We start from the raw sequence: 23,544 nt of genomic DNA, 5'->3' as shown, positions 1-23,544 counted from the left end.
ACTGGAACCAAGGGAAAGCCCGGGTCTTCAGAAACGCCCGGGCGCTTATAGTGAGGCGGGTACTTCCTGCTGGCCCGCCTGATATATACCTGATATATAGATACAGGGAACTAGATCCAGAAACAGGGATATCTGAGGCACTAAAACACCTGGCCTTGAAGTATGCGGGCAGCTTTGGCCTCTGCCTTGGCGTTAAATTTGGCCGCGTTAATGATAAATCTTTCGTGGGTGCCCTCGGAAATCCTGTCAACATCATCCTCGGCGACGATGGAAAAAGTGAGCCTTCTCCCTTCTACTTTCTCGAGCTTAACTTTTACAGTAACGGTCAGGCCTGGCGGAGTGGCAGCCACGTGGCTTAAGTTGACATGAGTACCCACTGTTTGCTCAACAGGCCAGTCGATGTGGGGGTTGATGGCCTGGATACAGGCCCATTCGAACAGGCCAACCATAAACCCTGTAGCCAGAACTTTAGGCATGGCCTGGAATTCTGGCGATTCAGGATAAAGGTAGGGTACGGTTTTATTTTCCGGGACCTTAAATTTGAATTCGTAAGTGAGGCCAGGCCGCAAAGCATCTTTCATACAGATTCACCTCCCTTCAGCAGCATCTTGTTAGGACGAATTTAACATAGGTTTTTATTATAAGACAAATTAATTATTATGATATAATTGATTAGTAATTCTGATATATTGATTGAGTCCACTTGCAAAAAAAAGCAGTACAAGCCTTGCTCTTTTAAAATCCCTGTTGGGTCTGATTGCTTTGAACAAAACTTTTGACCGGTACATTTATTAATTAAAGGGCTGAACTAAAATGGAGTGGAGGCAGATTATAAGTTTTTATCATGTGGCCAGGCTGGGGAGTTTTACCAGAGCCGCCAGCGTTACTTTTAGAACCCAGTCCGCTCTGACTCAACAGATCAAGGCCCTGGAAGAGGAGCTAGACTGCCTGCTGTTTGAGAGGATAGGGAAAAGAAAATTGAAGCTTACTGCGGCGGGCGAAAAGTTCCTTGCCTTTGCGGAGCAGATCATAGATAAATACGACTCTCTTATGGAAGAACTGACTGAACTTAAAGGCCTCCAAAAAGGGAGGCTGAGCATAGCCGCGCCTTTTACGACGCTTTTTCATCTTCTCCCGGAGGTGTTGAAGGAATATGTTAAACAATTTCCCTTGGTCGAGTTGACCATACTTGACCGCTCGCAGCAAAGCGTGATTGAGCTGGTAAAAAATGGCGAGGTTGATTTCGGCATAGCGCTTGAGTCCTTTGTTCCGAAAGACCTCGCGAAAATCCGCTGGAAAAAGGTGGAGCCTGTTTTGCTAACACCTCCAGGACACCCTTTGGCCGGGGCAAAACGGGTTACGGTCAGGCAGATCGCGCAGTACCCCCTCATTTTGCCTCCTAAAACCAGTGAATACACCAGTCGTATGAGTCTGGAGAAGCTTTTCCAGGAGTTGGGGGTTAATTATCACATCATCATGGAGTCTTCGAACGTTGAATTAAGCTCCCTTTATGTGGAAGCAGGCCTGGGCATCTCCTTCGCTACTATCGTAAAAGACCTGCCGGGACTTAAGCAAAGAAAGCTGGAGTTTATTTCTTTAAGTCATATCTTTAAGCCCGGCTACATAGCGGTGGTAATGAGAAAGGACAAGGTTCTTGACTCGTTTAAAAAAGCCTTCATCAACATTTTGCTGGATGGTTCCGCAGGATTGTGATCTTCCATCGAACCCCGTGTTCTCGATCAGTTAAGAATCCAGCCGCCAATATCCGGGAAATCTTCCTGGCGTTCACGTCCAGGAAGGATTGGTTGCATTCTTGTTAAGCAAGTGTGAAATTCAATTGGATATTTAGCCATTTTCCTAATTACATCCTGATGACATCTCTCGGGTGCCCGGAAAAACGGCCTGGGAATGCCTGATCAGGCGGGGTGTCGGGCAGTTGCGTTTTGGTTGACAAAGGTTGTCGAAAAACCGTAAAATGTTAGGGAAACAAGGATTTGCGGCTTTTTTTCGTCTCTCAGGATAAAGCAGGGAAACTTTTGTAAAAAACCGGGAGAGAACCCATAACTGCTGGGTATCAGGAGGCGGAAATGAGAGACGGACAGGTGATCCCCACAGTTTACGATCCCCATCAGGTGGAAGAAAAGTGGTACCGGTTCTGGCTGGAGGGGCGCTTCTTTCACGCCGGGGTGGACTGGTCCCGCACCCCCTTCTGCATTGTGATCCCTCCTCCCAATGTCACGGGAAGCCTTCACCTGGGCCACGCCCTGAACAACATCATCCAGGATATTCTCGTGCGCTGGCGCAGGATGCAGGGATACAACACCCTGTGGCTTCCCGGCACCGACCATGCCGGGATCGCGACCCAGGCCCGGGTGGAAGAGCAGCTGGCCGGTGAAGGCATCAGCAAGTACGATCTGGGGCGCGAAAAGTTTCTGGAGCGCGTCTGGGCCTGGAAGGAAACCTACGGAGGGGAAATCATCAGGCAGCTCAAGCGCCTGGGCGCCTCCTGCGACTGGGAGCGGGAGCGCTTTACAATGGATGAAGGCTGCTCCCGCGCCGTCAGAGAAGTCTTCCGGCGCCTTTTTGCAAAGGGGTTGATCTACCGGGATCATTACATCATCAACTGGTGCCCCCGCTGCCAGACGACCATTTCCGATATCGAGGTTGACCACGTCGAGCGGGAAGGAAAGCTCTACTACCTCCGCTACCCCGCTTCAGACGGCGGCCCCGGGGTTGTTGTGGCGACCACAAGGCCGGAGACGATGCTCGGCGATACGGGGGTTGCCGTCCACCCCGAAGACGACCGGTACAGGGGTCTCGTCGGGAAAAGGGTGATCCTGCCCCTGCTGAACAGGGAGATCCCTGTTGTTGCCGATGAGGCGGTGGACCCGGAGTTCGGAACCGGGGCGGTGAAGGTGACGCCGGCCCACGACCCGGTCGATTTTGAGATCGGGCGGCGCCACCGGCTTCCCGAGGTGGTGGTGATCGGGAAGGACGGGAGGATGACGGAGGCGGCCGGAAGATATGCCGGCCTGACGCGGGAAGAGGCGCGGGAAAAAGTCGTCCGGGACCTGGCCGAAGCCGGGCTGCTGGTTAAGGTCGAGGATCATGCCCATGCCGTCGGTCAGTGCTACCGCTGCGATACCGTAATCGAGCCCCTCGTTTCCGAGCAGTGGTTTGTCCGGATGAAGCCCCTGGCCGGGCCGGCCCTGGCGGCGGTGAAAGAGGGGCGGATCCGGTTTGTGCCCGAGCGTTTCACGAAGATCTACCTGAACTGGCTGGAAAACATTCGGGACTGGTGCATCTCCCGCCAGCTCTGGTGGGGGCACCGGATTCCCGTCTGGTACTGCCGGAACTGCGGGGAAGTGATCTGCCCCGAAGAGGATCCTGAGCGCTGCCCGAAGTGCGCGGGAACCGACCTGGAACAGGACCCCGATGTCCTCGATACCTGGTTCAGCTCGGCGCTCTGGCCCTTCTCCACCCTGGGCTGGCCGGAGCAGACCCCGGAGCTTGCCTGCTTTTACCCGACTTCGGTGCTGGTAACAGGGCGGGACATCATCTTTTTCTGGGTGGCCCGGATGATCTTCATGGCTCTGGAGTTTATGCAGGAGGTGCCCTTCCGGGAGGTCCTCATCCATGGCCTCGTGCTGGACGCGCAGGGCCGGAAAATGAGCAAGTCCCTGGGGAACGGCGTGGATCCCCTTGAGGTGATCGAGCGCTATGGCGCCGATACCCTGCGCTTCATGCTGGTTACGGGGAACACACCGGGAAACGATCTCCGCTTCCACTGGGAGCGTGTGGAGGGAACCCGGAACTTTGCGAATAAGGTCTGGAACGCCTCCCGTTTCGCCCTGCTCAATTTAAAAGACTTTCAGCCCGGCTCCTGGCCGGAGGAGCTGACGCTGGCCGACCGGTGGATTCTGAGCAGGCACAACAAGGCCGTCCGGGACGTGACCCGGTACCTGGAGGCTTACGAACTGGGGGAAGCTGCGCGCACCCTGTACGAGTTCATCTGGAACGAGTTCTGCGACTGGTACATTGAGCTGGTGAAGCCCCGCCTCTATGGCAGGGAGACGCCGGAAAGCAGGTACGCCGCCCAGTACGTTCTCTGGTACGTTCTCCTGCACACCCTCGAGCTGCTCCATCCCTTTATGCCCTTCCTGACCGAGGAGATCTGGCAGCACCTCCCTCACGAGGGGAGGAGCATTGCGGTTGCGCCCTGGCCGCGTTTCAGGGAGGAGCTGGACGCCCCGGACGAGGAGGCGGAAATGGAGTTCCTGATGGAAGTGATCCGGGCGGTCCGGAACCTCAGGGGAGAGCTGAACATCCATCCGGGGCGCACCATCAGGTGCATCCTGGTCACCGGCACCGGGGCGGAAGCCCTCCTGCTCCGGAAATACGGTGGGTATGTCCGGCAGCTGGCAGGGGTTGATCCCCTGGAAATCAGAAGCCCTGGGGATGAAAAGCCAACCCGCGCTTTGAGCGCTGTCGTCCGGGGTACGGAAATATACCTTCCTCTGGTGGGGGTCATTGATTTGGAGAAAGAGATTGAAAGGCTGGAAAAAGAAGCAGGCGCCGTCGCCCGGGATCTGAAGCGGGTGCGGGCAAAGCTTGCCAACCGGGACTTCCTTGCCAAGGCACCCCCGGAAGTAATCGAAAAGGAACGGGCAAAGGAAGAAGAACTGGAACAGAAGCAGCTGAAGATTTCCCACCGCCTTGCCGTCCTGCGAGGTTAGCAGACAGGGCGGTTTTTTTATTTGCGGCAAAAAGGAAGCAGGGCGTTTTTTGTCGAATATCCTTCTTTGGGCCCGGGGCGGGGGTTGAAGGGAGGCAAAGGGAGTGGCTTCAAAAATTCTTGTGGTTGATGACGAGGAATCGATTGTCAAACTCGTTTCTTTTAACTTAAAAAAGGAAGGATTTCAAACAGTCAGCGCCGCCGACGGCCGGGAGGCCTGGGAGGCCGTGCAAAGGGAAAAACCAGATCTCATTGTGCTGGATGTGATGCTTCCCGAAATGGACGGCTTCTCTCTCTGCCGCCTGCTCCGCCAGGAAGGGATCAAGACGCCGATTCTGATGCTCACCGCCAAGGATGAAGAAATCGACAAGGTCCTGGGTCTGGAGATCGGAGCAGATGACTACTTAACAAAGCCGTTCAGCCCCCGGGAGCTGGTGGCCAGGGTGAGGGCGATCTTGCGCCGCACCGGAGAAAGGGAGCAGAGCTTCGAAGAGAAGCTTGAGTTCGGGGACCTCACGATTTTCCCCGGCAGGTACGAGGTGAGGCTCAAGGGAGAGCTTCTTTCCCTTACTCCGAAGGAATTTGAACTGCTCCTGATGCTGAGCCGGAGCGCAGGCCTGGTTCTGAGCAGGGAGTACATTCTCCAAAAGCTCTGGGGCTACGACTTTTACGGAGACACCAGGGTGGTGGACGTGCACATCAGCCACCTGCGGGAAAAGATTGAGGAGGATCCCGGGCATCCGCGCTACATCAAGACGGTCCGCGGCGTCGGCTACAAGTTCCAGGAACCCCAGAAAGGAAAGGAGTAGAATGCCGGGCAGGATCAAAACGCGGATAACCCTGGGTTATATTCTCCTTTTTTGCTGTTCCTTTCTTGTGCTGGGGGGAGTTCTTTCCCGTTTTTTCTGGGACCGCCAGGTGGACTTCCTCCGATCGGAGCTGGAGCGGAAGGCAGAGCTTCTCAAAACCGCCCGGGGCCTGGATGCCCTGGCCGGACCCGGGGAGCTTCAGAGGCTCCGGGGGGCTGCGGGCGCACGGGTGACCCTGATCGACCCGGCAGGGGAGGTTCTGGCAGACTCCGATTACGATCCCCGGCTTCTCCCGAATCAGGCCGGTGCCCCTGAAGTGAAGGCGGCCCTGCAGTCCGGACGCGGCTCCAGCATCAGAAAGGAGGGAGGGGATTATTTTCTTTTTGTTGCCACAGCCGTTCCGGGTGAACGCCCCGGGGCGGCGGGGGTTCTGCGCCTCTCTGTTTCTCTGTCCCGGGTCGATGCCTCGATCTGGAAAATGTGGCAGATCTTGCTGGAGGCGCTTCTGGTCGTCCTTGCTGGGGGCGGGTTCCTGAGCACCCGGCTTGCGGCAGGCCTGACCCGTCCCCTGTCGGAGATCGCGGCAGTTGCGCGCCGGATTGCGCGGGGGGAATGGGAAGAGGTGCGGCCCCTGACTCAGGACGAGGTCGGGGAGCTGGCGGCAGCGGTGAACGCGATGTCCCGAACCCTGAGGGAAAAGGTTCAGGAACTGGCCGAAAGCAAAAGGCTGCTGGAAGCGGTTCTGGCGAACATGGAGAGCGGGGTTGTTCTGGTGGACCAGGTAGGGCGGATCAGCCTGGTCAACCGGGCCGCCGGGGAACTGCTCGGCATCCGGGAAGAAGAGGTTCTCGGCAGGTCTCATGTAGAGGTCGTGAAGAACTATCCTTTGAGTTTCCTCATCGATGAGGTGCGCAGGAACCGGCAGCCGAAGAGAGAAGAGATCTCTTTAATTTTTCCCAAGGAGCGGATTCTCGAGGCCCACGCCGCTCCTGTTTTCGGGGAGGGCCGGGACCCGCGCGGGGTTGCGGTGGTGCTCCACGACGTCAGTGAAATCAGGCGCCTTGAAAGGGTGCGCGCCGAATTTGTGGCAAACGTTTCCCACGAACTCAAGACCCCGATTACGGCGGTGAAGGGGTTTGCGGAAACGCTTCTTTCGGGTGCTCTTTACAACTACCGGGCGGCCGAGGAGTTTGTGCACATCATCTACGAAGAGGCCGAGCGCCTGAGCCGGTTGATCCACGATCTTTTGGAGCTTTCAAGGATCGAATCCAGGGAGGTCAGAATGCAGATCGAACCCCTCGACCTGGGGTCGGAAATCAAGCGGATTGTCAGCAAACTGAAGCCCCAGTTTCAGAAAAAGGAGCTGGCGCTGGGCGTCGATCTTCCCTCCCGGGCCGTTTTAGTCGAGGCGGACCGCGACCGGCTGGAGCAGGTTTTGTTAAACCTTTTGGACAACAGCCTGAAGTACACGCCCCGGGGCGGCCAGGTGGAGGTGCTGGCGAGGGAGGAGGATCACGAAGTCGTTGTGGGGGTTAAAGACACCGGGATCGGGATTCCCCAGGAGGATCTCCCCAGGATTTTCGAGCGCTTCTATCGGGTGGACAAGGCAAGGAGCCGCAAGCTGGGAGGGACCGGCTTGGGCCTTGCCATTGTCAAACATATTGTTGAGGCGCACCGGGGGCGTGTTTGGGTGGAGAGCGAAGCGGGCAAAGGCTCCACGTTTTACTTTTCCCTGCCTAAAGAAATAAAAGGGAACGAGGAAAAAACAACTGCCTGAGGAGTGCAAAAGAAATGCCGGCTGTAGTAAAACAAGAGGAAGTGCTGGATCAGAAGGAAGGTGTCGTGATGATGGCTCCCAGGGAGATCAAAATCGAGATTCAGAACCTGGATTTTTTCTACGGAACGAACCACGTTTTGAAAAACATCCAGCTGGAGATTGGCTCCCGCCAGGTTACGGCCCTCATCGGCCCTTCCGGATGCGGGAAATCAACCCTGCTGCGGACGTTGAACAGGATGAACGATCTGATTCCCGGGGTCACGATCAGGGGAAAGGTCCTTTTAGATGGTGAGGATATTTACAATGCTCACGTGGATGTGGTAAACTTGCGCAAAAGGGTGGGGATGGTGTTTCAGCGCCCGAATCCCTTCCCGAAGTCTGTTTTTGAGAACGTGGCCTATGGGCCGCGCCGTCACGGCATAAGAGACAGACGCCGTCTTGCCGAAATTGTGGAGGAAAGTTTGAGGAAGGCCGCCCTTTGGGATGAGGTCAAGGACCGGCTCCATAAATCTGCCCTCCAGCTTTCGGGAGGCCAGCAGCAGCGGGTCTGCATTGCCCGCGCCCTGGCCGTTGAGCCGGAGGTTTTGCTGATGGACGAACCCTGCTCTGCCCTCGATCCCATTTCCACCGCAAAAATTGAGGATTTGATCGATGAGCTGAAGAGGGAGTATACCATTGTGATCGTCACCCACAACATGCAGCAGGCAGCAAGGGTTTCCCAGTACACGGCCTTCCTTCTCAACGGTGAGCTGATCGAGTTCGGGCGGACGGAGAAGCTTTTTACAAATCCCGAAAGAAAGGAAACGGAGGACTACATTACGGGCCGGTTCGGTTAAAAAGCTGGACGCCCCCGGGTTGAGGGAGGAGGGAGAGGAATTGGCGGCGCGGAAGTCTTTTCATGAGCAGCTGGAGGAGCTGCAGCAGGAAGTCCTGAAAATGGGCACGCTTGTTGAGCAGGCCATTTTCAACGCGGTCAAGTCCCTCAAAGAGCGGGATGAAGGGCTGGCGCAGCAGGTCATTGACGGTGATGATTTGATCGACGAGTACCAGGTTAAGATCGAGGATCTCTGCGTGAAGCTCCTTGCCCTCCAGCAGCCGATGGCGAGCGACCTGAGGGTCATCAGCACCGCCATGAAGATCGTAACCGATCTGGAGAGAATGGCCGACCACGCGGTGGATATTGCGAAGGTTACAATCCGGCTCTCCGGCCAGCCCCTCATCAAACCGTTGATCGACATTCCCCGCATGGCGGAAATTACCCAGAAGATGGTCCGGGAAAGCCTTGATGCCTACGTCAGGCATGATGCCGATCAGGTGATGCAGCTGATCGACTGCGACCATGAGGTGGATGGGCTGTACTGCCAGGTTTTCCGGGAACTCCTGACCTTTATGATGGAGGACCCCCGGACGATCCGGCAGGCCACCCAGCTTCTCTTCGCGGCCCAGCACCTGGAAAGGATTGCAGACCACGCTACGAATATCGGAGAGTGGGTTTACTACATGGTCACCGGAGCGCGGAAAGACCTCAACGTTTGATGCGAGGGGGAAAAGAGTGTGAATTACGATGAAGCGCTCGATTTTCTTGCCAGCTTGACGAAGTTCGGGGTTAATTTAGGGCTCGGCCGGATCGAGCACCTCCTCAACCTGCTGGGCAACCCCCATCATGCCCTGCGCGTCATTCACATTGGAGGAACGAACGGCAAGGGAACGACCGCCATGATGGTGGCCCGCATTCTGGAAACCGCCGGGGCGAGGGTGGGGCTTTTCACTTCTCCTCATCTCCACAGTTATACAGAGCGCTACCTGATCAACCGCGTTCCCATCTCCGAGGCAAGGTTTGCCGCGCTTATGGAGCGGCTCAGGCCGCTCCTGGAGCAGATGGTGGAGGAGGGCCGGGAGCACCCGACGGAATTCGAAGTCTGCACCGCTCTTGCTTTCCTCTATTTTGCCGAAGAAAAAGTCGACTTCCTCGTCCTCGAAGTGGGCCTGGGAGGGGCGATTGATTCCACCAACGTTGTTCCCTGTCCTCTGGTTTCGGTGATCACAAACGTTGCCTTTGATCACATGGAGTATCTGGGTACAACCATCAGGGAAATCGCCGAGGTGAAGGCAGGAATTATCAAGAGGCACGGCCATGTGGTGACCGCCGCCGGAGATCCCGAGGCGCTGGAAGTGATCGAGGCAAAGTGTAAGGCTGAGGGTGCTGCCCTCCTGCAGGTGGGAAAGGATCTCACCTGGGAGATCAAAACCGCAACTCCACAGGGAACCACTTTTAATCTGCACTCACCTTACGGAAACTATTTTGATCTGTTTATACCCCTTGCGGGAAAGTACCAGGTTGTTAATGCTGCCACGGCTTTAGGGGTGATCGAGATTCTCCGGCATGTCTATCGGGTTAAAGTTGCCCCGGAGCAGATCCGGGCGGGCTTTTCCCGGGTTTACTGGCCGGCGCGCCTGGAACTGCTGGCGGTGAACCCTGGGGTGCTGGTGGATGTCACCCATAACCATGACGGGGCACGCGCCTTAAGAGAGGCGCTGCAGGAAATCTATGATTACAGGAGGCTCATCCTGGTGATCGGAATGCTCGGGGATAAAGAACGGGAGAAGGTCATCCGGGAACTGGCCCCCCTGGCTGCCACGGTTATTGTGACGAAGCCGAACAGCCCCCGCGCTGGTGATTGGGAAAGGCTGGCGGAAGAGGCGCGCCACTTTGTGCCGCGGGTGCGTGTGATCGAAGAGATCCCTGAGGCTGTTGAGGCTGCTCTTGACGAAGCTGCTGCCGGAGATCTGGTGTGCATCACCGGTTCTTTTTATATGGTTGCCGAGGCAAGGGCCTTTTTGCGGAGCCAGTTCAGCATTCCGGTCGGCAGGCCGGATTAAAAGGCAGATAGTTTGAGGACGAGTTGGTGAAGGAGGTAAGGACCTTGAAAACCCTCAAAATTCCTGAAGCTACCGTGATGCGTCTTTCTGTTTACTCGCGGTTTCTGGAGCAGGCCGACCATCATGGAGTCGTCACCGTGTCCTCCGGTGACATTGCCGAGGGAGTAGGGGTCAGCCCCGCCCAGGTTCGCAAGGACCTGGCCTATTTCGGAGAGTTCGGAACCCGGGGTGTAGGGTACAACGTGAGCGAACTCTACCAGCACATCAGGCGGATTCTGGGGCTGAACCGGGAGTGGCCGGTGGTGCTGGTGGGAGCCGGGAAGCTCGGGTCGGCCCTCGCCCTCTACCAGGGATTTCCAGGCCGGGGCTTCCGGATTATCGGGGTGTTTGACAACGATCCCAGCCAGTTCGGCCGCAAGCTCAACGAGACCGAAGTTCTTCCGGTTTCGCAGCTGGAGGAAGTGGTTCGGAAGAACGGCGTGGAAATCGGGATTATCACCGTACCTGCGGCGGCAGCCCAGGAGGTAGCCGAACTTCTGGTGAAGGCCGGGATCAAGGCGATCCTCAACTTTTCTCCCCGGGTTTTGAATGTTCCAGGCCAGGTTGTGGTCCGGAATGTGGATTTTTCGGTCAACCTGGAGGTGTTGACTTTTAATCTGGGACTCGTCAATCATAAGATTTCTTAAAAAAGATTATTTTTTTATGGAAAGATTTGTGAATTCACGAACATTTTTCGGGAAAGCACGCGTCCTTGTCAGGTTGAATCGAAAGTGTTAGACTAAAAAACAAGATAAAGATAAAAGGAGCAGAAGTTGATGAGGGGATACGGAAACTATCGGAGTCCCTGGCTGCTGGTGATTTTGTTGATTCTGGGAGGGATTTTCGGGAGCCTGATCGGGGAGGCGCTGGGCGCGATCCCTGCGCTCGCCATCTTGCGTGAAGGGCGGTCGATCGGCCTGCCGGTGAATACCCTGGATCTCGAAGTTCTGGCTCTTACCCTGGGGTTCACCATTAAAGTGAATTTGATCAGCCTGCTCGGATTCATTGCTGCTTTTTTCGTCTACCGGCATCTCTAGGGAATGAGAGACATGCAGGAAATCATTCTGGCTTCAGCCTCACCCCGGCGGATCAGCCTGCTCAGAAGCCTGGGTGTTTCCTTCCGGGTGGTGCCAAGTCAAATTGAAGAGGACATGAATCCATCCCTTCCGGCTCCGGAACTTGCCCTGAGGCAGGCGGGGCAAAAAGCGCGTGCCGTTGCCTGCAAATATCCGGAGGCGATTGTTCTGGGCGCCGATACCGTTGTCTGCTGTGAAGGGGAGATTTTGGGAAAGCCCCGGGACTACCAGGAGGCGCTCCGGATGCTGCGGCTGCTCTCCGGACGCTCCCATGAGGTAAGCACCGGCCTTGCCCTGATTCAGGAGAGCACGGGACGGATGCGGGAAGAAGTGGTCACGACGAAGGTTTTCTTTCGGGTTTTGAGCGAGAAAGAAATCCAGGGCTACCTTGCAACCGGGGAGTCTTTTGATAAAGCGGGGGGGTACGGAATTCAGGGTTACGGTGCTCTGCTGATCGAAAAAATAGAAGGGTGCTACTTCAATGTGGTGGGCCTTCCCCTGGCGAAGCTGGGAGTAATGCTTAAAGAGTTCGGAGTTGATTTGCTTTGCCGGTGCCCGAGTATCACCTGACGATGAAAAGTTTACCCAGGGAACTCCGGCCCCGGGAGCGGATGCAGATTTCCGGTCCGGGTGCTTTATCGTCTGCCGAACTCCTTGCCATCATCCTGGGGACGGGCTCCCGGGAGGAGTCCGCTCTGGAGCTTGCCCACCGCCTCCTGCTTGAGCCCCGCGGGCTGCGCTTTCTGGCAGAGGTTTCCCTTGAAGAACTGTGCAGGCTGAAAGGGATCGGTCTTGCCAAGGCCGCCCAGATTAAAGCCGCAGTAGAACTTGGAAAGCGGCTCGCCTGCCTGGGCCCCAGCGCAAGACCTGTTGTGCGGAGCCCCCAGGAGGTGTCCACCCTTGTCATGGAGGAAATGTGCTACCTGGATCGCGAGCATTTCCGGGTAATTTTGCTGAACACGAAAAACCAGGTTCTTGCCATTGATACCATTTCCATTGGCAGTCTGAATTCTTCTCTTGTGCACCCCCGGGAGGTTTTTAAGAAGGCGATCCAGTGCAGCGCGGCAGCGGTGATTTTGGTGCACAACCATCCCAGCGGGGACCCGACGCCCAGCTCCGAGGATCTCGAGATCACGCGCCGCCTGGCGGAAGCCGGCAGGCTGCTCGGAATCGAAGTTCTCGACCATATTATTATCGGGGATCACGCTTTTTGCAGTTTCAAGGAAAAAGCCTTAATTTAACCTGGAAGGAGTAAAGAACGGTGTTCTTTGCAAGGGATCTCGGAATTGATTTGGGAACCGCAAACACGCTTGTTCACGTAAGGGGAAAAGGAATCGTACTCATGGAGCCTTCTGTTGTGGCAATTCAGCGGGATACAGGCGAGATCCTGGCCGTTGGTGAAGAGGCAAGGCAAATGATCGGGCGCACGCCGGGCAACATCGTTGCCATCAGGCCCCTGAAAGATGGTGTGATTGCGGATTTCGATATCACCCAGAGCATGCTCCGTTATTTCATCAGCCGTGCTCTGCAGAGGCGCACCTTTTTCGTGCGCCCCAGGGTGGTGATTGCAGTGCCGACGGGGGTGACGGCTGTTGAGGAGCGGGCCGTCAGGGAGGCGGCCTTGCAGGCCGGGGCGAAGGAGGCCTTTCTGATCGAGGAGCCGATGGCTGCAGCAATCGGGGCCGGCCTTCCTGTCTACGACCCCACCGGGAACATGATTGTGGACATCGGAGGGGGAACAACTGAGGTTGCGGTGATTTCCCTCGGGGGGATTGTCACCAGCAGGTCGATCCGGGTGGCAGGGGACGAGATGGATGAAGCAATTGTCCAGCACATCAAGCGCACATACAACCTGATGATCGGGGAAAGAACCGCTGAGGATATCAAGATCAAAATCGGGTCGGCAGTCTGGAACGGGGACCAGCGAACCTACGAGGTGCGGGGGCGGGATCTGATAACAGGGCTGCCCAAAACGGTAACGATTACGGCCGAAGAGGTTTACAAGGCTCTGTCCGAGACCGTGGCAAGCATCATTGAGGCAATTAAAGTCTGCCTCGAAAAGACTCCACCCGAGCTGGCGGCAGATATCATGGACCGGGGGATCGTGCTTGCCGGGGGAGGATCTCTCCTGCAGCACCTGGACACCCTGGTCAGCGAGGAGACGGGAATCCCTGTTTTTCTGGCCGAGGAGCCTTTGTACGCGGTTGCCCTGGGCACCGGGAAGGTTCTGGAAAACATCGAAGTTTTGCGGCGCATTCTTTTGCCCTCCAAAAGGTTGAGTAGTTAGGGTGTGGTTCCTTTGCACCGGCTGCCCTTACGCAAGGAGATCGTCATTCTTGCCAGCATCATCGTCCTCTGCCTGGGCCTTGCCCGCTTTACAGCAAATTTTTCCGGGGGGCCGGCGGCCGATCTCCTTCAGGAGATTCTGGCACCGCTTCAAAGCGGAGTGATGCGCGTCTGGAGCGGGGCGGGTTCCCTTTTCGATTTTTTGGCGCGGGCGCGCCGCCTGCAGGAGGAAAATTCCCTTTTGAGGCAGCGGGTGCGGGAGCTGACCTGGGAAAATAACCGCCTGCGGGAATACGTCTACGAGAACCGGAGGCTGCTGCGGCTCCTCGATTTCAAAGAACGGAACGCCCGGCAGTTCACCCTTTTGGGGGCGCGGGTGATCAGCCGCTCTCCGAGCACCTGGTACAGCACCCTGGTGGTGGACAGGGGAAGCACTGACGGGGTTCGGGAGAATCAGGTGGTTGTTTCCGATGCCGGCCTTGTGGGGAGGGTCGCCTCCGTCTCTTCCCACACCGCCCGGGTGCTCCTGATCCTCGACCTGGAGGGGGCGGTTGGTGCGATGGTACAGGAAAACCGCACCGTAGGTGTTGTCGAGGGGAGCAAAGACGAGCCGGGCCTCCTGAGGATGGTCCACCTCCCCTATGATGTAAAATTAAGAAAGGGGCAGGTTGTCATCACTTCAGGACTGGGAGGGGTCTTCCCCCCGGGCATACCCATCGGAGAGATCCTCCGGGTGGAGGACGAGGGAAGCGAGCTTGACAAATACGCCCTCGTGCGCCCCTATGTGGATTTTAACCGCCTTGAAGAGCTTTTCATCATTACTGAAATCCGCAGTGTTCCGGAGCCGGTCCTGCAGGAGGAAAACGCGGCAGGACCCCGGCAGACTGTACACCGCTCCGAAGGCCGTGAGGATTTACGGGGGGAAACATGAAGAAAGAAGTACGGCTTCTCCTCTTGTTTCTTGCTTTTTTTCTTTCATTGATTTTTCAGACCACCATCATTCCTTTCTTTCAGTTAAGAGGGGTTGTTCCCGATCTGCTCCTGGTCTTGATTGTTTTTACTGCTCTCTTTTACGGAGCCGGGGCCGGGGGGGCGGCTGGTTTTGCGGTTGGGTTTGCCCGGGATCTCCTGGTGGGCCGGTGCTACGGCCTCCAGGCGCTCAGCGGATTTGTTGCTGGTTATGCCGTTGGTTGTCTGGAGGGAAAGGTTTTCAAAGAAAACCCGCTGGTTTCTCTTTTTCTCGTTTTTTCAGGGAGCCTGCTCTCCGGCCTGATTTTTCTCGTAGGACGGGGCATAACCGGCCACTCCTTCTTTTCGCTCTCTCTGGTCTGGCGTGATTTGATTCTGGGGGGCCTTTACAACACCCTCCTTGCGGTTTTTCTCTTTCGCCCCTTCACCCGGCTGGCAGCCCCTCCGGCCCCTCCCGGGGTGGACCCCGTGCGGCTGTTTCTGGATTACCGGGGGTGAGCACCGGTGATGGTGGACCGCCGGCTTGAGGGGAAGTACAGGTTTTTCAGGGGGCTGATTATCGCCGTCTTTGCAGTTTTGGGCCTGCGCCTGGCGGCCCTCCAGCTGCTGGAAGCCCCTGTTTACAGGACCAAGGCGGAACTTAACCAGTTTCGCTTTTTGCCCATCCGCGCTCCCCGCGGGGATATTGTGGACCGGAACGGCAAGGTTCTGGCGGGGAGCAAAATCGTCAACACAGTTTCCCTGGTCCGGCAGCAGAGCGACTCTCGGGAGCTGGAGCAGACGATTTCCAGCCTGGCGGCTGTTTTAAGCGATACCTACCCCGAGATCGACGCCGCCTACATCAGAAGGCTTCTTGCGGAGCACAAAGGGCGCCCCTACGAGCCGGTTGTGATCAAGCGGGACATCCCGATGGAAGTGGTTTCGCGGCTGGAAGAAAGGCGGGCGGAACTCCCGGGAGTTGTCATCGGGAAAGAGATCGTACGTTTTTACCCTGAGGGGGCACTGGCCAGCCACGTCCTGGGCTACGTGGGGGAGATCAGCGCTTCAGAGCTGGAAAGGCTGCGGGAAGAGAAATACAAATTGGGGGACCTGATCGGGAAGTTTGGCCTGGAAGCCCGGTACGAAAAGTACCTGAGGGGCCAGGACGGATTTCAGCAGGTGGAGGTGGACGTGCGGGGGAGGCCGATCCCCCATAAAGACCTGATTACGGTCCCTCCCAAGCAGGGGAACCGCCTCGTCCTGACCATTGATTATGACCTCCAGAAAACCCTTGAGGCGAGCATGGACAGGGTGCTTGCCGAACTGCGCAAGAAGGGGCACCCTGCAAAGGCGGGGGCTGCGGTCGTTCTGGACGTCCGCTCCGGTGCGGTTCTGGCAATGGCGAGCCGGCCTGGCTTCGATCCCAACAGGCTTGTTCCCCCGGTTTCGGTTTCCGCCGTGCGGGAGTACCTCAACCCCCCTCCGGGTGAGGAGCCGACGATGGTCAACCGGGCGATCAGCAGCCGGTACCCCCCCGGTTCGACCTTCAAGCCCATCACCGGGATGGCGGCCCTGGAAGCGGGAAAGATTTCGCTCCAGGAGCTGGTTACCTGCAAGGGTTCTTACTGGCTGAAGCCTTTTACGGGGTGCTGGCAGGTTCACGGCCCGGTGAACTTTTTCCGGGCGATGGCCGTTTCCTGCAACGTTTTCTTCATCGAGGCGGGGCGCCGGGCGGGTGCCGAGCTGATGGCAAGGGTCGCCCGCGAATTCGGCCTGGACGCGCCCACCGGAGTCGATCTTCCCGGAGAGGTGGCGGGCAATTTGCCGAGCCCTGCAAAGAAACGCGCCGAAAACTGGCCGAAAAGGGAGAGGTGGTACCGGGAGGAGCAGGCCAGGCTGGAAGAGAAGTATCAGGGCCTGCTTGCCGGGGCGGAAACTTCCGCAGAAAGGGAGCGGATTCTTGCCCGGAAGCGGGACGAAGAGCGGCAGCTGCGCGACCTTTACCAGATGAAAGGCTTTTATGTGAACTGGCAGCCCTTCGAGACCTTCAATATGGCCATTGGACAGGGGGAAAGCGAGTTTACGCCGCTGGAGCTGGCGAGCTACGTGGCGGCCCTCGCCAACGACGGGAAGCGGATGCGCCCCTACCTGGTGCAGCGGATCGAGGACCGCCAGGGGAGGGTCGTCGCCCGGTTCGGGCCACACGTCGTGCACAGGGTGAGCGTTTCCAGGCAAACGATGGAAACCGTCAGGGAGGCGATGACGCGGGTCACCGCACCCGGGGGCACCGCCTCCTGGCTTTTTTCCGATTTCCCCGTGAAGGTTGCGGCCAAGACAGGGACTGCCCAGTCCGGCAGGAAGCTTGGCGGGCGCGAGCTCTACCACGGTGTTTTTGTTGCCTTTGCCCCTGCGGAGGAGCCGGAGATCGCTTTTGCGGGGGTCATCGAGTACGGGTACCACGGTTCGGAATCGGCGGGTATCGTGGCAAAGGATGTTTTCACGGAGTATTTCGGCCTCAAGGAACAGGAGGCAGGTACAGGTGAAGAAAGGGAAGCAGCGCCGCCGGCTGTGCAGCCCCGGCGCTCTGCTCCTCCGGCTTACCAGGCGGCTCCCGGCGAAAGGACTCCTGCGCCGCCCCCTGCGGGGGGCGAGCCCTCTCCCGGACCCGGCGAACCGCCTCCTGCGGAGCAGCAGCCTTCTGGATCCGGGGAGCAGCCTGGAGAATCTGGCGGGATTGCACCGCCTGACGGGAGCGCCGGGAGCCAGGATCAGCCGCCCGATGGCAGCGCGCCCCCGAATCCGCCCGGATAGGGTGCCTTCCTGAGGGCTTCCGGCGGCACGAAAGGCGGGTGTTTTATCCGGAATTTGTCAAAGGAGGGCAAAAAAAGCTAGAAAAACGAGGAATTTTTTGCCTCGTTTTTTCTTCTTTACAGCAGGAATCAAAAGGAAGGAGGTAGAAATTATGGTCTCGAAAGAAAGGACTGGAGGGGCAGCTGGCCGGGAATGAGAGAGCTGGTGAAGTTCAGGGGGAACCGTGACGGTCTCACGGTTGTCCTTAATTCCGAAGGCAATTTTCAGGCTGTTTTAAAGGAATTAATGGAGAAGCTCGCGGCGGCAGACGGCTTTCTTGCCGGGTCTGCGGTGAGCGTGGACCTCGGCGCCCGGGATCTTCAGTCAGAGCAGCTGGAGCGTTTGCAAGAGGTTTTTGCCCTGAACAACCTGCAGCTGCGGAGAATTATTACAGGGCCCGCACGAAAGGAAGAGGTGCCGGTGCGTGAGCGGGAGGTGAAAAGGGTGGGAGAGGAAGCGCGGCAGGGCCGGAAAAAGAAAAAAAAGCACAGCAAGCGGCATCCTTACCTGGGAGAAAGGATGCCTGAAAGCTGCGAGCAAAAGGGAGGGGGTGAAGAGGGCCCGGGAGGGGGCGCAGAGGCAAACCAGGCCGCAAAGGATGACATCCCTGTAGCCTGCTACCGGGCGGCACCCCGGGGTCCCCGTGCCGACATCGTTTCGGAGGAGCAGACAATACTCGTCCAGCGGACGATCCGTTCCGGGCAGCGGGTGTATTACCCGGGAAATATCGTGGTGCTCGGCGACGTGAACCCCGGGGCAGAGGTGATCGCGGGAGGAAACATTATTGTCATGGGCACCTTCCGGGGGATTGCCCACGCCGGAGCGCTGGGGGACGAGAAAGCGGTGGTTGCGGCCCTTCGACTCGAACCTTCCCAGCTCCGGATCGCAGGTTATATCACACGCGCCCCTGAGGGTGATTTTTCAATGCCGCCCCATCAACCCGAGATTGCCCGCGTTCAGGACGGAATTGTAATCATCGAGCAGTACCAGCCCGGTTATGATCGGTATTCAAGGGAACAAGGTAAAGGGGGATCTTAAATGGGGGATGTCTTGGTTATCACGTCAGGTAAGGGTGGGGTAGGGAAAACGACAACGGCCGCGAACATCGGTACATCTCTGGCAATGATGGGCTACCGGGTTGTCTTAGTGGATGCCGACATCGGACTGCGGAACCTCGATGTTGTCATGGGGCTGGAAAACCGGATTGTCTACGACCTTGTTGACGTTGCCCACGGCCGCTGTCGTTTGAGGCAGGCTTTAATCCGGGACCGGCGCTTCGAAAGCCTCTTTCTTTTGCCTGCTGCCCAGACCAAGGACAAGACTGCCGTGACTCCCGAGCAGGTCCGGGAACTCTGCCAGGAACTTGAGAGGGAAAGTGATTACGTGATTGTAGATTGCCCTGCCGGAATTGAGCAGGGGTTCCGCAACGCCATTGCAGGCGCGCACAAAGCGATTGTGGTGACGACCCCTGAAGTCGCGGCAGTAAGGGATGCGGACAGGATCATCGGCCTCCTGGAAGCCTCTGAATTGAGGGACCCCCTCCTGATCATCAACCGCATCCGGCCCCGGATGGTAAAGCGGGGGGATATGCTGGATATCGAAGACATTATCGAGCATCTGGCGATCGACCTCTTGGGGATCGTGCCTGAGGATGAAACGATTATCATCTCCACGAACCGGGGCGAACCGGCGGTGCTCAACGTTAATTCCCGGGCGGGAGCAGCCTACCGCAACATCTCGCGCCGGATCGCCGGTGAGGAGGTGCCGTTTATGGATTTAGAGGCGGATGGGAGTTTCATGGACCGGTTGAAGCGGATCCTTGGGCTCCGAACCGGTTGAGAGCGGGGAGGGATTTCAATGCTGGAGCTTTTGCAGCGGGTGTTCGGGAGGGAGGCCTCCCGGCCGAGCAAGCATCTTGCAAAGGAGCGGCTTCGCCTTGTGCTCATGCACGACCGCCTGGATGTTTCTCCTCAGCTGCTGGAGCACCTGCGCGCCGACCTCCTGAAAGTTGTCACAGAATACCTGGTAATTGATGAAGCGGCAACGGAAATCAGCCTCCACCGCGGCCAGGGGAGCGTTGCTCTGGTTGCAAATATCCCGGTCCTCAAGATGAAGCGGCTCCCTCCCCAGCAGCATTGAAGTTTTTTCTCTCTTCTTTCCAGCCCTGCCGGGATGGACGAAACCCTGGCGATGATTTATAATAGGGGCCAGGCTGAAGAGAGAGAGGCATTTTCATGCTGAACCGGCGCCTGCTTAAGAGCCTTGATTACACCTTTCTTTTTGTAGTCCTCCTGATCCTGGGGCTGAGCCTTTTAATTTTAAGCAGTGCCACCGCGAACATCGGGACCGATCCCCTTTTTTACGTCAAGAAGCAGATCCTGTGGATCGGCCTGGGCCTGGTTGCGGTGTTCGTGATGCTTTCTTTTGATTACGCGAAACTTTTGCGCTTTGAGCGCGTTATTTACGGACTTGTGATCGTTTCCCTGGCTGCCGTCCTCTTCATCGGGCATGCTTCGCGCGGGGCGCGGCAGTGGATCTCCCTGGGCCCCTTTCTCCTGCAGCCCTCAGAATTCGGCAAAATCCTGATGGTAGTTTGTTTTGCTTCTTATCTTGTCAGGCGCCAGGGGGAACTCCAGCGCTTCCGGGATCTCCTTCCCTGCTTTCTCTATTTTTCGGCGCCCCTGCTGCTGGTGCTTGCCCAGCCCGACCTGGGGACGGGACTGGTTTTTGTCGCCATTCTGTTCGGAATGCTTTTTCTTGCGGGAGCGCGGCCGCTTCTGCTTTTCGGTCTGCTGGGCGGGGGTTTGGCCGCGTTTGCGCTCGCCCTTGCCCTTCACTTTTCTCCTCTCCATCTTCCCCTTCCTTTAAAGGAATATCAGATCGCGCGCCTTGTCGTTTTCATTAACCCTTACCGGGACCCGCAGGGGGCGGGCTACCACATCATTCAGTCCCTGGTGGCGATCGGTTCCGGCGGGCCCTGGGGAAAGGGTTTGTACCGGGGCTCCCAGGTGCAGCTGAATTTCTTACCGGAACACCACACAGACTTTATTTTTTCCGTTGTCGGAGAAGAACTCGGTTTTGTGGGGGCGAGCTTCCTGCTTTTTCTTTACTTCAACCTCCTCAACCGGACGCTTCAGGTTGCCTTTCAGTCCCGCGACCTTTTCGGAAGGCTACTTGCGGGAGGGATCGTTTCGATGTGGTTGTTCCATATCTTGGAAAATATCGGGATGACCATCGGCCTGATGCCGATCACCGGGATCCCCCTGCCTTTCCTGAGCTACGGCGGCAGCTTTATGCTGACGAATATGATTGCGCTGGGACTGATTCTCAACGTTCACATGAGAAGGGAGAAAATCCTTTTTTAGTTATATTCCTCCAGCCGCGGCCATATATAACCTATAGGACTGTGAGGGGAGTGGTCGTGGATGAGAGGAGGGGGTTGCCCGCGCGGGATTTTCTCCGTGAGGAGAGTCAAAAGCTTTTTTTGCCGGAGCCTTTTCGCCCTGCTGATCTGCGGGCTGATCTGGGGGCTTGCCCAGGGGAAGGGGAGCCCTGCCCGCCTCGTCCGGCAGGGGGTGGAATATCTCCTGACGGAGGACTTCACAAAGAATCATGATTTTTCCACCCTTGCGGCCCGCGCCAGGGCGGCCTGGTTGCGCCGGGGCCTGGAAGTCCAGGTTTCTGAGCCGCGCCCGGTGAGCGGGAGTCCGGCGCGGCTGCCTGATCTTCCGGTTACGGGGCGCCTTGTCCGGGGATTCGGCTGGCAGGAAGACAGAAGCGGCTGGCCGCGGTTTCACGAGGGGGTCGAGCTGGCGGTTCCGAAGGAGGCTCTTGTGCGAGCCGTCCTGCCCGGCCGGGTGATCCGGGTCGCGGAGGTGGAAGGGTTGGGGAAAGTGGTGATTATCGAGCACGAGGGCGGGATCTCCGGTCTTTACGGAAGGCTCGGCAGGATCGGGGTGCGCCTCGGGCAGGAAGTGGTGCAGGGCCAGGTGATCGGCACTGCAGGAGGCACCCTTTTTCGCTTTGAACTGCGGCAGGGAAACCGGCTGGTGGACCCGATCCTCCAGCTCCAGCACCGGCCGTAGCCGACAGGGGCCGGAGAAAGTAAGGCAGCTTTTTGCGGCTTGCCTGCTGAGGCGGCCTTTCCTTTTTAATTTGACAGAAAATTTAATTTGACAGAAAAAAGCACTGGCTTTGGTTAAAATAAGGTAAAATAGGTTCAGGAGGTAGGGCCAAAATGCTGGAACAGATCCTGACAGGCGAGGTCTTCCCCCGCCTCAAGAAGCCTGCCCGCTATTTGGGGACGGAGTGGAATGCGGTGAAAAAGAACTGGAACGAGGTCGCGGTAAAAATGGCCTTTGCCTTTCCGGACCTGTACGAGGTGGGGATGTCCCATTTAGGGCTTCACATTCTGTACGGACTGGTTAATGCGCAGCCGGACTACCTGATGGAACGGGTCTTTGCGCCGGCGCGAGACCTGGAGGAGGAATTAAGACGGCGCGGCCTCCCCCTGTTCAGCCTGGAGTCCCACCGCCCCCTGGCAGACTTTGATGTAATTGGTTTTACCCTGCAGTACGAACTGACCTTCACCAACTTTTTGAATATGCTGGACCTTGCAGGCATTCCCCTGCTTGCAGGTGAGCGCACCGGCTTCCACCCGCTGGTGATCGGAGGGGGGCCTGTTGCCTTCAATCCGGAGCCGGTTGCCCCGTTTTTCGACGCCCTGGTGATCGGAGAAGGGGAAGAGGCCCTCCTGGAGGTCCTGGAGGTGGTGAAGAGGGCCAAAGAAGGCGGTTTCACGGAGAAGCGGGAGGCCCTTTTAGAGAAGCTCGCGGAGGTCCCGGGCGTCTACGTACCCGGTTTCTACAGGGTTGAGTACACGCCGGAGGGGAGGGTTTCCAGGCTTGAGCCGGTGCACCCCAAGGCGCCCCCCCGCGTCAGGCGGCGCCTTTTGCGGGACCTGGACGCCGCCTACTACCCGGCCGCACCCGTGGTTCCCCTCGCGGAGGCGGTGCACGAGCGGGGCATGCTCGAAGTTTTCCGGGGGTGCACAAGGGGGTGCCGCTTTTGCCAGGCCGGGATGATTTACCGCCCTGTGAGGGAGCGGACCCCGGAGGCCCTGCTCCGCCAGGCGGGGGAGATCTTGAAGAACACCGGCTACGAGGAAATTTCTCTTGTTTCTTTAAGCACCCTTGATTACAGTGGTTTAGGAGATTTTCTGCCCCTTTTGCGGGAGAAGTGCGGCCCGTCCCGCACGGGGATTTCCCTGCCCTCGCTCCGGGTAGACTCTTTCAGTGTGGGGGTTGCCCGCGGCCTTCCGGGAGAGAGAAGGAAGAGTCTGACTTTTGCCCCGGAGGCGGGGACCCAGCGGCTCAGAAACGTGATCAACAAAGGGGTTACCGAGGCCGATTTTCTGGAGGCGGTGAGAACCGCTTTTGAGGCCGGGTGGTCCGCGGTCAAGCTCTATTTTATGGTGGGCCTCCCCACCGAGGAGCAGGCGGACCTTGAAGGGATCGGGGATCTTGTTCGAAAGACGCGCCGGATCGCGCAGGAGGTCTTTAGGGGGAGGAAAAAGGTTCGGCTTGCGGTCAGCGCCTCATCCTTTGTGCCGAAAGCCCATACCCCCTTTCAGTGGGAGGGGCAGCTGCCCCGCGCCGCTTTAGAGGAAAGGCACCGGTTCCTGCGAAGCCTCGTCCGGAAGAGCGGGGCCGTCTACCACTGGCACCAGATCGAAATGAGCTTCCTGGAAGCCGTTTTCGCGCGGGGGGACCGCAGGCTCGCCCCGGTTCTGGTGGAGGCGTGGCGCCGGGGCTGCAGGTTTGACGGGTGGACGGAAAACTTCCGCTTCCCGCTGTGGGAGGAAAGCTTCCGGGCGGTTGGCCTCGATCCCGAATTCTACGCCGGACGCCGGATCGCCTACGATGAAACCCTCCCCTGGGATTTAATCGACTCCGGAATTGAAAAGGATTTTCTGGTGCGGGAGCACAGGCGGGCGCTTGCCGGGCTCCCGACCCCGGACTGCCGTGACGACGCCTGTGCAGGGTGCGGGGTTTGCTTTGCGTTTGGCGTGGCTCCTGTTTTGACAGGAAGAACCGGGCGAGTCGAAGCCCGGGAGGCAGGAACGGAAGACAGGGGATGAGGGTG

Annotated in this window: 22 protein-coding genes; 21 read left to right on the top strand and 1 reads right to left on the bottom strand. The window is 57.8% G+C overall.

What is annotated here, in order from left to right:
- Positions 1 to 140: 140 nt before the first annotated feature.
- A complete protein-coding gene (locus HPY58_06505; GenBank protein NPV29305.1) occupies positions 141 to 581 on the bottom strand; it encodes a thioesterase family protein in 441 nt (146 codons plus the stop codon).
- A 232-nt stretch (positions 582 to 813) separates the two neighbouring features.
- Between HPY58_06505 and HPY58_06500 the strand changes: the two genes are divergently transcribed.
- From HPY58_06500 to HPY58_06400, 21 genes are all read left to right on the top strand, one after another.
- Entirely contained in the window at positions 814 to 1,713 is a 900-nt protein-coding gene (locus HPY58_06500) for a LysR family transcriptional regulator (GenBank protein NPV29304.1), read from the top strand.
- Between the two features lie 374 nt (positions 1,714 to 2,087).
- The gene (locus tag HPY58_06495; protein NPV29303.1) at positions 2,088 to 4,736 is read left to right on the top strand and encodes a valine--tRNA ligase; all 2,649 of its coding nucleotides are present in this window, start codon (positions 2,088 to 2,090) and stop codon (positions 4,734 to 4,736) included.
- 103 nt (positions 4,737 to 4,839) lie between these two features.
- Positions 4,840 to 5,544 (top strand): response regulator transcription factor, encoded by a 705-nt coding sequence (locus HPY58_06490; GenBank protein ID NPV29302.1) that lies wholly within the window; start codon positions 4,840 to 4,842, stop codon positions 5,542 to 5,544.
- A gap of 1 nt (position 5,545) precedes the next feature.
- On the top strand, positions 5,546 to 7,321 hold the full coding sequence (locus HPY58_06485; protein ID NPV29301.1) for a PAS domain-containing protein: 1,776 nt from the start codon (positions 5,546 to 5,548) through the stop codon (positions 7,319 to 7,321).
- Positions 7,322 to 7,335: 14 nt separating this feature from the next.
- Entirely contained in the window at positions 7,336 to 8,157 is an 822-nt protein-coding gene (locus HPY58_06480; protein NPV29300.1) for a phosphate ABC transporter ATP-binding protein, read from the top strand.
- A gap of 40 nt (positions 8,158 to 8,197) precedes the next feature.
- The gene (gene phoU / locus HPY58_06475) at positions 8,198 to 8,857 is read left to right on the top strand and encodes a phosphate signaling complex protein PhoU (GenBank protein ID NPV29299.1); all 660 of its coding nucleotides are present in this window, start codon (positions 8,198 to 8,200) and stop codon (positions 8,855 to 8,857) included.
- An 18-nt stretch (positions 8,858 to 8,875) separates the two neighbouring features.
- Positions 8,876 to 10,201 (top strand): bifunctional folylpolyglutamate synthase/dihydrofolate synthase, encoded by a 1,326-nt coding sequence (locus HPY58_06470; protein ID NPV29298.1) that lies wholly within the window; start codon positions 8,876 to 8,878, stop codon positions 10,199 to 10,201.
- Between the two features lie 44 nt (positions 10,202 to 10,245).
- Positions 10,246 to 10,887: a redox-sensing transcriptional repressor Rex gene (locus tag HPY58_06465; protein NPV29297.1), complete on the top strand. Its 642-nt coding sequence runs from the start codon at positions 10,246 to 10,248 to the stop codon at positions 10,885 to 10,887.
- Positions 10,888 to 11,016: 129 nt separating this feature from the next.
- On the top strand, positions 11,017 to 11,277 hold the full coding sequence (locus HPY58_06460; GenBank protein NPV29296.1) for a DUF4321 domain-containing protein: 261 nt from the start codon (positions 11,017 to 11,019) through the stop codon (positions 11,275 to 11,277).
- 3 nt (positions 11,278 to 11,280) lie between these two features.
- Positions 11,281 to 11,886 carry a septum formation inhibitor Maf gene (maf, locus tag HPY58_06455; GenBank protein NPV29295.1) on the top strand — a complete coding sequence of 202 codons (606 nt, stop codon included), beginning with the start codon at positions 11,281 to 11,283 and terminating at the stop codon, positions 11,884 to 11,886.
- A gap of 2 nt (positions 11,887 to 11,888) precedes the next feature.
- Positions 11,889 to 12,557 (top strand): DNA repair protein RadC, encoded by a 669-nt coding sequence (radC, locus tag HPY58_06450; protein NPV29294.1) that lies wholly within the window; start codon positions 11,889 to 11,891, stop codon positions 12,555 to 12,557.
- Positions 12,558 to 12,577: 20 nt separating this feature from the next.
- On the top strand, positions 12,578 to 13,603 hold the full coding sequence (locus HPY58_06445) for a rod shape-determining protein (GenBank protein NPV29293.1): 1,026 nt from the start codon (positions 12,578 to 12,580) through the stop codon (positions 13,601 to 13,603).
- Positions 13,604 to 13,615: 12 nt separating this feature from the next.
- On the top strand, positions 13,616 to 14,533 hold the full coding sequence (mreC, locus tag HPY58_06440) for a rod shape-determining protein MreC (GenBank protein NPV29292.1): 918 nt from the start codon (positions 13,616 to 13,618) through the stop codon (positions 14,531 to 14,533).
- Positions 14,530 to 15,069 (top strand): rod shape-determining protein MreD, encoded by a 540-nt coding sequence (mreD, locus tag HPY58_06435; GenBank protein NPV29291.1) that lies wholly within the window; start codon positions 14,530 to 14,532, stop codon positions 15,067 to 15,069. The genes mreC and mreD overlap by 4 nt, the downstream gene beginning before the upstream one ends.
- Positions 15,070 to 15,075: 6 nt before the next feature.
- Entirely contained in the window at positions 15,076 to 17,361 is a 2,286-nt protein-coding gene (gene mrdA / locus HPY58_06430) for a penicillin-binding protein 2 (GenBank protein NPV29290.1), read from the top strand.
- Positions 17,362 to 17,553: 192 nt separating this feature from the next.
- On the top strand, positions 17,554 to 18,438 hold the full coding sequence (gene minC / locus HPY58_06425; protein ID NPV29289.1) for a septum site-determining protein MinC: 885 nt from the start codon (positions 17,554 to 17,556) through the stop codon (positions 18,436 to 18,438).
- Entirely contained in the window at positions 18,439 to 19,239 is an 801-nt protein-coding gene (gene minD / locus HPY58_06420) for a septum site-determining protein MinD (GenBank protein NPV29288.1), read from the top strand. It begins immediately after the preceding gene.
- An 18-nt stretch (positions 19,240 to 19,257) separates the two neighbouring features.
- Positions 19,258 to 19,539: a cell division topological specificity factor MinE gene (gene minE, locus HPY58_06415; GenBank protein ID NPV29287.1), complete on the top strand. Its 282-nt coding sequence runs from the start codon at positions 19,258 to 19,260 to the stop codon at positions 19,537 to 19,539.
- A gap of 95 nt (positions 19,540 to 19,634) precedes the next feature.
- On the top strand, positions 19,635 to 20,765 hold the full coding sequence (gene rodA / locus HPY58_06410; GenBank protein NPV29286.1) for a rod shape-determining protein RodA: 1,131 nt from the start codon (positions 19,635 to 19,637) through the stop codon (positions 20,763 to 20,765).
- Positions 20,766 to 20,861: 96 nt separating this feature from the next.
- The gene (locus HPY58_06405) at positions 20,862 to 21,485 is read left to right on the top strand and encodes a M23 family metallopeptidase (GenBank protein NPV29285.1); all 624 of its coding nucleotides are present in this window, start codon (positions 20,862 to 20,864) and stop codon (positions 21,483 to 21,485) included.
- A 152-nt stretch (positions 21,486 to 21,637) separates the two neighbouring features.
- On the top strand, positions 21,638 to 23,539 hold the full coding sequence (locus HPY58_06400) for a TIGR03960 family B12-binding radical SAM protein (protein NPV29284.1): 1,902 nt from the start codon (positions 21,638 to 21,640) through the stop codon (positions 23,537 to 23,539).
- Positions 23,540 to 23,544: the final 5 nt, after the last annotated feature.

The sequence above is a fragment of the Bacillota bacterium genome (assembly GCA_013177945.1).
In the GTDB taxonomy this organism is placed as follows: Bacteria; Bacillota; DSM-12270; order Thermacetogeniales; family Thermacetogeniaceae; genus Ch130.
This window is presented reverse-complemented; position numbering and strand designations above follow the sequence as displayed.